The sequence below is a fragment of the Arthrobacter sp. MW3 TE3886 genome, from assembly GCF_041262145.1.
Lineage (GTDB): Bacteria > Actinomycetota > Actinomycetes > Actinomycetales > Micrococcaceae > Arthrobacter.
Genome location: NZ_JBGCAN010000001.1, coordinates 4,342,823 through 4,354,889 on the forward strand (window position 1 = coordinate 4,342,823; position 12,067 = coordinate 4,354,889).

Annotated in this window: 10 protein-coding genes and 1 pseudogene; 1 reads left to right on the forward strand and 10 read right to left on the reverse strand. The window is 65.7% G+C overall.

Features of this window, described 5'->3' with window-relative positions:
- Positions 1 to 20: 20 nt before the first annotated feature.
- The 10 genes and pseudogenes from ABH915_RS19850 to ABH915_RS19895 all read right to left on the reverse strand — a co-directional run bounded on the left by ABH915_RS19850 (position 21) and on the right by ABH915_RS19895 (position 10,662).
- Positions 21 to 953 (reverse strand): hydroxyacid dehydrogenase, encoded by a 933-nt coding sequence (locus tag ABH915_RS19850; RefSeq protein WP_370124577.1) that lies wholly within the window; start codon positions 951 to 953, stop codon positions 21 to 23.
- Between the two features lie 79 nt (positions 954 to 1,032).
- Positions 1,033 to 2,022, reverse strand: coding sequence for a LacI family DNA-binding transcriptional regulator (locus tag ABH915_RS19855; protein ID WP_155846924.1), 990 nt, complete (start codon positions 2,020 to 2,022; stop codon positions 1,033 to 1,035).
- Between the two features lie 41 nt (positions 2,023 to 2,063).
- A complete protein-coding gene (locus ABH915_RS19860; protein ID WP_018775558.1) occupies positions 2,064 to 3,275 on the reverse strand; it encodes a Gfo/Idh/MocA family protein in 1,212 nt (403 codons plus the stop codon).
- Positions 3,276 to 3,300: 25 nt separating this feature from the next.
- A complete protein-coding gene (locus ABH915_RS19865) occupies positions 3,301 to 3,609 on the reverse strand; it encodes an aldolase/citrate lyase family protein (protein WP_370124580.1) in 309 nt (102 codons plus the stop codon).
- 16 nt (positions 3,610 to 3,625) lie between these two features.
- A pseudogene (locus ABH915_RS19870) lies at positions 3,626 to 4,150 on the reverse strand (aldolase/citrate lyase family protein); the annotation flags it as partial.
- Entirely contained in the window at positions 4,087 to 6,036 is a 1,950-nt protein-coding gene (gene iolD / locus ABH915_RS19875) for a 3D-(3,5/4)-trihydroxycyclohexane-1,2-dione acylhydrolase (decyclizing) (protein WP_370124582.1), read from the reverse strand. The gene iolD and the pseudogene ABH915_RS19870, both read right to left, overlap by 64 nt.
- A 25-nt stretch (positions 6,037 to 6,061) precedes the next feature.
- Positions 6,062 to 7,492, reverse strand: a complete 1,431-nt coding sequence (locus ABH915_RS19880) for an aldehyde dehydrogenase family protein (protein WP_370124584.1) — start codon at positions 7,490 to 7,492, stop codon at positions 6,062 to 6,064.
- 130 nt (positions 7,493 to 7,622) lie between these two features.
- Entirely contained in the window at positions 7,623 to 8,543 is a 921-nt protein-coding gene (locus tag ABH915_RS19885) for an ATP-binding cassette domain-containing protein (protein WP_370124586.1), read from the reverse strand.
- A 15-nt stretch (positions 8,544 to 8,558) separates the two neighbouring features.
- Positions 8,559 to 9,608 (reverse strand): ABC transporter permease, encoded by a 1,050-nt coding sequence (locus ABH915_RS19890; RefSeq protein ID WP_370124588.1) that lies wholly within the window; start codon positions 9,606 to 9,608, stop codon positions 8,559 to 8,561.
- 52 nt (positions 9,609 to 9,660) lie between these two features.
- Entirely contained in the window at positions 9,661 to 10,662 is a 1,002-nt protein-coding gene (locus ABH915_RS19895) for a substrate-binding domain-containing protein (RefSeq protein ID WP_370124590.1), read from the reverse strand.
- Positions 10,663 to 10,908: 246 nt separating this feature from the next.
- On the opposite strand from ABH915_RS19895, the gene ABH915_RS19900 reads away from it, so the two are divergent.
- Positions 10,909 to 11,793 carry a sugar phosphate isomerase/epimerase family protein gene (locus ABH915_RS19900; RefSeq protein ID WP_370124592.1) on the forward strand — a complete coding sequence of 295 codons (885 nt, stop codon included), beginning with the start codon at positions 10,909 to 10,911 and terminating at the stop codon, positions 11,791 to 11,793.
- Positions 11,794 to 12,067: the final 274 nt, after the last annotated feature.

The window sequence follows — 12,067 nt, forward strand, 5'->3', positions numbered from 1 at the left end:
TGGTTGCGGGTGAGGGAGTGTCATGGTGCGGCCACCGCCGCCGGAGTTCGGCCGGCGAGAACGTCGACGGCGCCCTTGGCGGCGTCGCGGACGGTGTGGACCATTCCCTGGCGGGTGAAGCCCATCAGGTGCGGCGTGAGGACGACGTTCTGGTGGTCAAAGACGGGGTGGTGTGCCGGCGGTTCGGGATCATAGACGTCCAGCCCGAGACCAGCCAGCTGACCGGTGAGGAGGGCGTCATGCGCCGCGTCCAGGTCAACGAGCCCACCCCGGCTGCAATTGATGAGGATGGCCCCGGCCGGCATCAGTGCGATGCGCTCGGCGTTAATGAGGTTGTGGTTTTCCTGCGTCAGCGGCACGTGCAGGGTGACGAAATCGCTCCGGCGCAGCAGTTCCTCCACCGCGTCGCAGCGGATGCCGGCCGGGACGTCGGCGAACGGATCGAAGGCCAGGACACTGAGGTCAAAGGCCTCGGCAATTCGGGCTACGCGGCGTCCGATGCGGCCGTATCCGATGATGCCGAGGGTGAACCCCTCGAGGTCGCCGACGTGCACGGAGGACCTCTCCTCCCAGCGGCCGTCCCTCACCAGCGAGGTCAGGGTCGACAGCTTCTTCACGAGTGCCAGTAGGTGGGCGAAGACGCCTTCGGCGACGGACGCGGTGTTGCTTCCGGGGGTGATCACGACGGGGATGCCGCGGCGGTTGGCCTCCGCGACATCGACAAGGTCGGTGCCGACGCCGGTCCTGGCAATCACCCTCAGGGCCGGCATGCGGTCAAGGAGTTCACGGTCCACCCGGTAGGCCGCGCGGACGATTGCGGCATCGGCCCGGGCGAGATCTTCCTCCGTGGGGTTATGAATCATTTGTTGGTGTGGTGCCAGCACCGGTTCTACCAGTCCGGCCTCCACGTCGCCGAGAGCTACGACTATTTGGGGTGCGGTTATTGAAGCCATCGTCATCCTTGAAGATGTGAGGGTGCATCCCGGCCAGGCCATGAAGGCCCGCGGGGTGACTATATGAATGGGGTGTGGGTCAGAGGCCGAGCAGGCTGGACTTGCGGATGACCAGTTCCGGGACGATGGGCTGGTGGACGAAGCCGCCGCCAAAGTCGTGGTCCTGGATGCGGTGCAGGAGCGTTTTCGCCCCGGCAACGCCGATCGTCGAGCTGTCAGGATCTACGGTGGTGAGCCCGAGCCGGGGCATGGCGCCGAGGGAGATGTTGTCGTACCCGGTGATCGCGACCTGGAGTCCGCGTTCATCGGCTGCGGTCATCGCGCCCAGGGCAGCCAGATCGTTGATGCAGGCCAGGGCGGTGGGCCGCAGCCGGCCGGACGCGCCGAGCGCCCGCTGGGCCGCAACGTACCCGGATTCCTGGGAGAAGTCCGCATCGACAACGTGGATGTTCCGTCCCAGCCCGTGGTTTTCCATCGCGGCGGCGTAGCCGCTGACACGCGCCGCCCCGACCGAACCGCCGAGCCCGCCCAGATGTGCGATGCGTTCGTGGCCCAGGCCGACGAGATGGTCCACGACCATGGAGATGCCGCGGGCGTCGTCGCTTCGGACGACGTCGGCTGTGTCGATGTAGTCCGGGCCTCCACCGGCGAACACGACGGCCCCTCCCGAGACAACGCGGCTGAACGGCGCTTTGTCCGGAACGGTTCCAATCACGAGGAGCCCGGCGACCCGCAGGTCGCGGAATGCCTGGAGGATGGACAGGTCCACTCCCCCGCCAGATGCCGCCGACGCCGTGACCGCGCTGAAGAGCACGGTGTGGCCGGCTTCTTCCAGTACCGGCCGTGCGGCGTCGACGACGTCAAAGGCCCAAGGATTGTGCAGGTCGCTGACCAGCACGCCGATGGTCCCGTTGCTGCGGGTTGCGAGCGACCTGGCGGCCGTATTGAGCTCGTAGCCGAGCTCCTCGACAACTTCCAGCACCCGCTGGCGGCGTTCGGCGCTGACCCGGGGAGAGTCACGCAGGACGAGTGAAACCAAGGACTTTGATACGCCGGCACGTTCGGCCACGTCCAAGATCGTTGGCCGCCGGGCGGATGCAGTTGCCATGGTTAGGCCCGCGCCGCAGTTGTGCCGTGGATTTCCTCGATCTTCTGCCACTGACCGGACAGTGAGGAAGCCTCGGCGGCGCTGACGATCGCGGCCGCGGAGGCAGCATCATGGATGTTCGAGTTTTCCTGGGCGCCTCCTGCGACGGCGACGAGGAATTTCTTCGCTTCGATGACCTTCAAGTCATCGAAGCCCATGCTGTTGCCGGGTCCAGGCTGGAAGTGGGCGTAGTCGCCGTGGCGGGGGCTGGCGTTCACGGTGGTGTAGCCCTGCTCGTCGTTGCTGCGTCCCAGGCAGACCTTGAGCTCGTTCATGCGTTCAAAGTCCCATTTGAGCGAACCTTCGGTTCCGTAGACTTCGATCTGGTAGCCGCATTCGGGGCCCACAGCGACGCGGGAGGACTCGATGGTGCCGACGGCTCCTGCGCCGCGGGCGGACGGGCCGAAGCGGACCAGCGCGGCTGCGTAGTCCTCATTTTCAACCTCTCCCATTTCCCCGTTTTCGATCACTGCGAAGTGCGTTGCCGAGCCCATGGCGAGCTTTGGCCGCTGCGTGTAGACGGTGCTGGTGAGCGCAGTGACCTCGGCGATGGGTCCGACTACATATTGGCACAGGTCGGTGGCGTGGCTGAACAGATCGGCCAGCACGCCGGTGCCGGCAAGTTTCCGGTCGAACCGCCAGGACAGGGCGCCGTTGGGCTCGGAGGCGTACCCGGAGAAGAACACGGCCCGGACGTTGGTCACCCGCCCCAGGCGCCCGGCGGCGATGAGCTCGCGTGCGTGCTCGACGGCGGGGGCGTGCCGGTAGTTGTAGCCGATGGAGGTCAGCACACCGGCCTCCACTGCCGCTTCCTGCACGGCGGCTGTTTCTTCGTACCCGCGGCCGACCGGCTTTTCGATCCAGAAGTGCTTTCCTGCTTTGGCGGCGGCGATGCCGATCTCTGCGTGGAGGAAGTTGGGTGCGCAGATGGAGACGACGTCCACGTCGGGGTGGTTGAGGACATCGTGGTAGTCGGCGGTTCCCTCGGCGTAGCCGAGAACGTCGCGGGCGAACTGGACCCGGCTGGGTTCGGTGTCGGCGGCGATGACGAGCTTGGTCTTCAGGCCGAGTTCGGGATAGACGTAGGGTACGGCTTGGTAGGCGCGCGAGTGGAGCTTTCCCATCCATCCGACGCTGATGAGGCCGACGCCGATGGTGCGAGATTCTAGGCTCACGTTCTTGCCTTTCTTGTTGTGTTGGTCAGTTGCGGGCGGTTGCGAAGGCGTCACGGAACGCCGCCGCCATGATCGTCGAGTCGGAGCCGATGGCCACGAACTGGAAGCCCTGCCGGACGTACTTGGCAGCTCCCGGGCCGTCCACGGCCAGGATGCCCGCCGCCTTGTTGTGCAGCTGGGCCGCGGAGACGACGCGCTGCAGGGCTTCCTGGAAGACGTTGCTGTCCAGCTGCAGCGGGACGCCGAGCGCGTAGGACAGATCCAGCGGCCCGACGAAGACGACGTCGACGACCGTCCTGGGCGGCGATGTCTTCGACCGACTCCAGCGCTTCACGGGTTTCGATCTGGATGATTCCGAGGGTTTCCTGGCCGGCTTCGGTGAGGGTCCGGCGGTCCATGCCCCAGCGGCAGGCCCGGTTGTACGTGGCCACGCCGCGGTCTCCCTGGGGCGGGTACAGCATGTGCCGGACCGATTGTGCGGCCTGGTCGACCGTATTCAACCGGGGAACCATGATCCCGGCGGCCCCCTGGTCCAGGACGCGGCCGATGCGGATGCGGTCTCCGGATTCGACCCGGACGATCGTCGGGACGCCGTAGCTGCCGGCGGCAATGACGCCGTCGCGGACCGCATCTTCAGCTCCGGAGCCGTGTTCGAGGTCGATCAGCACCCAGTCGGCGCCGGCCGCCGCACAGACTTCGGCGGCAGTGGCCGATGACATCCCTACGAAGGTCCCGATGGTGACTTCACCGTCCGAGAGGCGCCGGCGCAGCTGCCCGGAATCCAGTGGTCCGGCACTTAGCAGTTCGGGGCTCATCCGAACCACCGCTGGCGGCCGCGTGCCTGCTCGTAGTCGGCGCGAAGGGTGCGGACCCATTCCTGTCCGGATACTTCCGCGGGAGCCACATCCCACCAGACGTCGCCGCCGGGCAGGTCCACGTGCGGCACTGTGGGGACAACGATCACGACGGGGCCCTGGGTATCCCGGGTCGAGGTCAGTGCCTCGCGGACCTCGGCGGCCGTGGTGGCCCTGAGAGCCAGGGCGCCCAGGCCTTCGGCGATCTGGCGGAGATCGACCTTGAGGTAGTCCCCGTCGAGCCGGGCCTTCGGCGCGTCGGCGGCCGCGACGCTGCCTCCGGTGGTGCGGTAGCGGAACTCGTTGCCGAATTCCTTGCCGGTGCGGTTCATCTGCAGCCGGTGGATGACCTGGTAGCCGTGGTTTTCGGAGACGATGACCGTGACGTTGAGTCCTTCCTGCGCGGCGGTAAGGATCTCCGTGGGTGCCATCAGGAAGGTGCCGTCGCCGATGAAGGTGACCACGCGGTTGTCGTTGTTCCCTTCGGCCAGGCGGACGCCCATGCCTGCGGCGATTTCGTAGCCCATGCAGGAGAAGCCGAACTCCAAGTGGCAGTGCCGGTTCCCGGTCGCGTCCCACACCTTCTGCAGGTCACCAGGGGGCCCGCCGGCCGCGGCGATCACGGTGTCGCCGGAACGGGCGTGTTCCTGCATCAGGCCGATCAGTTGCGGCTGGGTGAGGACCGCTTCTGTGACGGGTGCGTGCGGGTGGTCCGCGGGATTGTAGGCGGTGTCTGCGTCCAGCCATTGTGTCCGGATGGGTGCCCAGCGGGCTTTCTCCGCCTGGACGGTGTCCTGCCAGGACTCGTCAGTGCTGTGGCCTTCTAGCGCCTGGGCCAGGGCTTCGAGTCCCAGCCGGGCATCGGCAAGGATTCCGGTGGCACCCTGCTTGCGGGTGTCGGCGTCGACGACGTTCAGTGCCGCGAACTTGACGCCGTCGTGTTCGAAGATCGACTGTGAGCCGGTGGCGAAGTCGGTGAGGCGGGTTCCCACGCTGAGGACCAGGTCGGCCTGTTTGACCAGGGCGTTGGACGCGAAGTTGCCTTCGAGCCCGACGCCGCCTACCTGCCACCATTCGTCCTTCGTGACGGCACCCTTTCCGCCGAAGGTTTCCACAACCGGAATACCGATCTGGCCGGCCAGGTGCTCAAGGGCCGCGTGGGCATCCGAGTAGTGGATGCCGCCGCCGGCGATGATCACGGGCCGTCGTGCAGCTCTGATCAGCCCGGCGACCTCCTCGATTTCGGCCGGGTCAGGCAGCGGGCGCCGGATCTTCCAGTCCCGGGGGGCGAAGAATTCGGCCGGGAAGTCGTAGGCGTGGGATTGCACGTCCTGGGGCAGGGACAGGACGACGGCGCCGGTGTCCGTGGGGCTGGTCAGCACGCGCATGGCCTGCGGCAGTGCGGTCAGGAGCTGCTCGGGACGGGTGATGCGGTCAAAGAAGCGCGAGACGGGACGGAAGGCGTCGTTGACGGTGGCGTCCGCTTCGGTCGGGTGCTCGAGCTGCTGGAGGACCGGGCCCTGGTGGCGGGTGGCATACGTGTCTCCGGGCAGGAGCAGGAGAGGGACCCGGTTGACGGTGGCCAGTCCCGCCGCCGTGACCAGGTTCAGGGCACCTGGGCCGATGGAGGCGGTCACGGCCAGGACAGCCTGGCGGCGGCTGGCCTTGGCGTACGCGGTCGAAATGTGCGCCATGTATTGTTCGTGACGGCCCTGGATGAAGGGCATGTCATCGGCCAGTTCGTCGAAGGCTTGGCCGAGGCCGGCGACGTTGCCGTGCCCGAAGATTCCCAGGGCTGCGGGGACGAGGCGCCGCCTGACGCCGTCGGCGACGGAGTATTGGACGGACAGGTATTTGACGACCGCCTGGGCGGTGGTGAACCGGATGGTCTGTGAGTTAGTGGTCATTGCCTTATTCCAGAAGTCGGGGGGGTTACCAGGGGCGTCCGTGCAGAATGACCGTTTTTTCTTCGGTCATTTCCTGCACTGCGGAGCGGACGCCTTCCTTGCCGACGCCGCTGCCCTTGAGTCCTCCGTAGGGCATGAGGTCGGCACGCCACAGGGGCGTCCAGTTGATGTGGATGTTTCCGGCGTCGATCTGCCGCATTGCCTGGATGCTGCCGGCGATATCGCTGGTGAAGATTCCGGCGCCGAGGCCGTAGTCGTTGTCATTGGCCAGGGCGATGGCTGAATCGAGGTCGGATGCCGAGGTAACGGCGACGGCGGGTCCGAACAGTTCGTTGCGGCTCAGCGGAGAGCGCGGATCGACGCCTGCGACGACGGCCGGGGTGACAACGGCTCCCTGGCGGTCTCCGCCGGTGAGCACTTTGGCGCCGGAGTGCCGTGCTTCGTTGATCGAGGCGTGGACGCGGGTCGCTTCCTCTTCCGAGATCAGTGACCCGAGCCGGGTCTCGGCTTCGCGAGGGTTGCCGATCGCGATGGCTTCCACCTTGGGCACGAGGGCGTCGAGGAAGTCTGCTTCGACCCGGCGGTCAACGATGACCCGCTGGACCGAGATGCAGACCTGGCCGGCATTGATGAATCCGCCGGCTGCGACGGCGCTGGCAGCAAGTTCGATGTCGGCGTCCGGGAGGATGATCACCGGGCAGGAGGCGCCGAGCTCCAGGGACAGTTTCTTGACGCCGGCGATCGAGCTGATCCGGGTGCCGGTGGCGGTGGACCCGGTGAAGGAGACTTTCCGTACCCGCGGGTCAGTAACGAGCACGTCGCCCAGGGTGCTGCCCGGACCGGTCAGGACGGACAGCACCTCCGGCGGGAGGCCTGCGTCGACGAAGCACTGAGCCAGCTTCAGTGCGGTCAGCGGGGTCGCCCGGGCCGGCTTCAGCACGACGGCGTTTCCGGCGGCGAGAGCCGGTGCGATCTTGTGCAGAACCAGCAGCGCGGGGTAGTTGAACGGGGTGATGGCTACGACGATGCCCACCGGCTGCCGGAGCGTGAAACCGATCTTGTCCAGGCCGGTGCCGGCGTTGGCATCCAGGGGAAGGGTGGAGCCGTAGAGCTGGCTTCCCTCGTAGGCGGCCAGGCGGATGATGTTCCCCGACCTGCTGGCTTCTCCTCGGGCCTCCGTGATCGGCTTCCCGGTTTCGGCACTGATGGTATGGGCAATGTCCTCGGCACGTTCGTCGGCCAGGGCGGCTGCGCGCAGGAGGATGTCCACCCTGACGTGTGCCGGCGTGGACCTCTGCAGGTGGGCGCCGATCTCGGCACGGTCGAGGGCGGCCTGGGCGTCCTGGACCGTGGCGACCGGAACCGTGTCAATGACCCGGCCGTCGAAGGGAGACCGGACTTCCTCGGTCCTGCCGTCGGCGGCGCCGCGCCAGGTTCCGGCGATTAGCATTTGCATGGTTGCTCCATCTGGGTGGAAGAGCGGCCCTCCCGATTCCCGCGGGAATTGGGTCGACCGTTCGGTTCTTGAATTTGATCTGTCTACTTAGGCGCTGCGCCGGAGCCGGGGGACGTGCGGGCTGACGCAGTCAGTGTCTGCCGATGCTCTGGCGTTCTGAATCGACGTCGGCGACCTCTGCCTGGACTTCTTTGACGATGTCGCCGTGGCCGCCGAGTTGTTCGAGTTCGTGGGCGAGTTCGGCGAGTTCGGCGCCGCCGGCCATTTGGGCGGTGAGTTCGTCCAGGGTGATGTCTTTTTTGTCGTAGTAGCCGATTGATTTGCCGCGTTTGAGCAGCAGGAACCGGTCCCCGACGGGGAAGGCGTGGTGCGGGTTGTGGGTGATGAAGATGACCCCGAGGCCGCGGTCGCGGGCCTGCAGGATGTAGCGGAGCACCACACCGGACTGCTTCACGCCCAGGGCCGCGGTGGGCTCGTCCAGGATCAGGACCTTCGCGCCGAAGTACACCGCCCGGGCGATCGCGACGCACTGGCGTTCACCGCCGGAGAGCTGCCCGATGGGCTGTTCGACGTCGCGCAGGTCGATGCCCATCGCGGCGAGTTCCTTGAGCGTGATGTCCTTCATCTTCTCGACGTCCATGCTCTTGAACGGCCCGAACCCGCTCGTCAGTTCCGAGCCGAGGAAGAAATTCCGCCAGATCGGCATCAAAGGCACCACCGCGAGGTCCTGGTAGACGGTCGCGATCCCGACGTCCAGGGCGTCCCGGGGGGAGCTGAACTTCCGTTCCTCGCCCATGACTTTCAGGACCCCGGCGTCGTGCTGGTGCAGGCCGGCGATGATCTTGATCAGGGTGGACTTGCCCGCGCCGTTGTCGCCCAGGACGCAGGTGACGCGGCCGTTGTCCACGGCCATGGTGACCTCGGAGAGGGCGATGATGTTCCCGTAGTGCTTCCCGACCCCGTCGAGGGAGAGCAGGTGCACCGGGGTGTGGGTGAGCGGGTCTTTTTCGTTCTGCAGCAGGGTCTGCTGGTCGATCTCTTTGGCATTCATGGTTCCGGGCCCCTTTTACTTCAGTTCCGCGCGGCGCTTGACGATGAGGTTGACGATGGTGGCCAGCAGCAGCATCAGGCCCAGGAAGAACTTGAACCAGTCCGGGTTCCACTGCGCGTAGACGATGCCCTTGTTGGCCATGCCGAAGATGAACGCGCCGATCGCGCCGCCGATCGCCGAGCCGTAGCCGCCGGTGAGGAGGCAGCCGCCGATCACCGCGGCGATGATGTAGAGGAACTCGTTGCCCACGCCCTCACCGGACTGCACGGTGTCGAAGGCGAAGAGGTTGTGCATGCCCAGGATCCAGGCGCAGAACCCCACGGCCATGAACAGGCCGATCTTGGTGGCCTTGACCGGCACGCCCACGGCGCGGGCCGCGTTCGCGTCCCCGCCGACCGCGAAGATCCAGTTCCCCACCCGGGTCCGCATCAGCACCCAGGTCGCGACCGCGACGAGCGCAAACCAGTAGAACACGGTGATCTTGATGTCGACGTTGCCGATGCTCACCGAGGAGGCGAAGACCGCCCGGGCAGAGGCGAAGCCCTCCATGTTCGAGATCGAGGGTGAGGACACCGAGCCGCCGATCAGCCGGGTCAGGCCCAGGTTCAGGCCGGTCAGCATCAGGAACGTCGCGAGGGTCACGATGAAGGACGGCAGCTTGGTCTTGATCAGGATCCAGCCGTTGATGAACCCGACGGACAAGGACACCACCAAGGCCAGGCCGACGCCGACCCAGACGTTCGTGGTGAAGTACCAGCTGAACAGCGACGCGGTCAGCGCCGAGGTGATCACGGCGACGCCGGTGGAAAGGTCAAACTCCCCGCCGATCATCAGCAACGACACCCCCACGGCCATGATCCCGATCGTGGAGGAACCGTACAGGATGGTCGCCAGGGCACCGGGCTGGGTGAAGGTCGGGGACACCAACGCGAAGAAAATGAAGAGGACGATCGCGCCCACCAGGGCACCGACCTCGGGACGTCCGAGCAACTTCTGGAACGGACTGCGCTTGGCGACGCGCTCATCGGGCGCCGCTGACTCTGTCTTGGTCTGGGTGACGGTCATGATGATTCTCCTAGCTGCCGGGCCGGCCAGGGCCGGCCCGGCCAGCGGACTGTTAGCGGATACCCTGCTGGGCGAAGGCCAGGACGTCAGCCGCATTGGACTTGTCGATGACCGCAGGACCGGTGTAGACCTGCTGGCCCCCGCCGACCTTGAAGCCGCCTACTTTGCTCAGCCAGATGGCGTCAACGCTGCCGTAGCCCTGCAGATAGGGCTGCTGGTCCACGGTGAATTCCACAGTTCCGTCTTCAATGGCCTTGGCCAGCTCACCGTTCAGGTCAAAGGATGCGACCTTGACCTTGCTTCCGGACTCCTTGACAGCTTTGACAATCGTCAGCGTGAAGGGGGCGCCGAGGCCGACGATGGCGTCGGCATCCGGGGTGGACTGGAGCTTCGCGCTGACCGTGGAGGAAACCGATGTCATATCGGCACCGTTGACATTCAGGATTTCCGTTCCGGGGACGTTTTCCTTGACGCCGGCGCAGCGGTTCTCGAGGCCCACGTGACCCTGCTCCTGGATCACGCAGATCGGGTGCTTGATGCCCTCGGACGCGAGCCGCTGTCCCACCGTTACGCCCGCGAGTTTGTCGCTCTGGCCAAAGTGGGTGAATGCGCCGATGGCTTTGCTCTGGTCTTCACCGGCATTCATGCTGACCACAGGGATACCGGCGTCCACCGCCTTCTTCACCACGTCCGTGAGCGCTTCGGGCTTGGCGAGCGTGAGGACAATGCCGTCCACTTTCTGGTCAATGGCCTGCTGCACGAGCTGCGACTGGCGGCCGCCTTCAGCGTCACCGCTGTACAGGAGGTCCACGTTGTCCTTTTTCGCGGCGGTTTCGGCGCCCTTGCGAACGATGTCCCAGAAGGTGTCGCCTGCAGCGGCGTGGGTGATCATCGCGATCTTGATGCGGGGGGTGTCCACGGCCTGGCCGCTTCCCCCGCCGGCCGTAGCGGCCGAATCTGCGGGCTTGCCGCCGCTGCTCGAACATGCCGCCAGCGCCAGAAGCGGAACGACGGCGAGTGCTGTAACGCCCCGCCGCCAAGTGAAGTTTGCCACGTGAAATCTCCTTTGATTCGCGCCATTTCGGCCCTCGGAACGCTTCTGTGTCATGCCGTGGCATGGCGGAAAACGGAGGCCGCCGGTTTGTGAACGATTGTGATCCACCTCTCAGGATGGAACGTTCCAACCATAGATTGAGGTTATTCCGAATGTCAATGGAACGTTCCAACAAATTGTGGTTTGATTCTTACATCGCACTGACCGCTTCCGGCGGCAGCCCCGGATTTGCTTCAAAGGAGAAGAATGACCAACCCCCATGCTCCGGAACTAGTCGCGTCCTGCTGGACCAGCGCCGGCGCCGTGGCGCCGCTTCAGGTCCCCGAGACCAGTGCAGTGCCCATCTCCGACCGCATCGAAGCCATCGCCTCCACCGGATGGTCGGGCCTCGGGCTCGCTCATGACGATTTGGCCGCCGCGCGCTCAACCCTGGGCTTTCCGGCCCTGCGGAGCCTCATCGACGACGCCGGCCTCCGCCATGTTGAAGTTGAGCTCCTCTCCGACTGGTGGGACGAGAGCCTCTCGCACCGGTGGCGGCCCCAGTTCGACCTCCTGCTGGAAGCCGCCGAGACACTCGGCGCAAAGTTCATAAAAGTCGGAACGACTATCCGCAAACCAGTGGATGACCTCGATTTCCTGGTGGACCCCCTCCGCCGCCTGAGCGCTGAAGCCGCGCTTCGCGGGACGCGCATCGCTCTGGAACCGATGCCGTTTTCGATGGTCGGATCAGTCCCGGCCGCGGCGGACCTCATGCGCAAGGTAAACATGCCCGGCTGCGGGCTGGTCGTCGACTACTGGCACGTCTTCCGCGCCGGAACCTCCTTGGACGAGTTGTCCGGCAGCCTCGAGGCGCATCAGATTTTCGGAGTGGAACTCAATGACGCGGACGCGGACATCCGGGGCTCCCTCTTTGAAGATACCCGCGATAACCGACGCCTCTGCGGACAGGGCGACCAGGATGTTGAAGGGTTCATCCAGACACTGAAATCTATTGGCTTCAACGGTCCCTGGGGCGTGGAAATCCTGTCCGAGGAACATCGCGCCCTCCCCGTTCGGGAGGCGCTGCGGGCGGCCCATGAAACGGCGCTGGCGTGCTTCCCGGAGGATCCCGCGCTTCGCAGTGAAAAATAAGGTTCACCTGCAGCCGATTTGGTCGCCCTTGGTGGGGGAAATTGTGGAAATACGCCTCGGAGACAGAATCGTACGAACAGGCAGGGTCGACGGCGTGACATCTGACGATCAAATACTGTGGATGGCCGCCGACGGCGCCGGGCCGCGCTCAATGTTCGAACGCGCCCTCGCCCATTCGGTTTGGATCGAATACAGATGGGAAACAGCGTCCGCTGAATCTGTTGGACGGTGACGACCGAGGCCTCGGCCAGGCGCTCAGAGCAAGACCATGGAA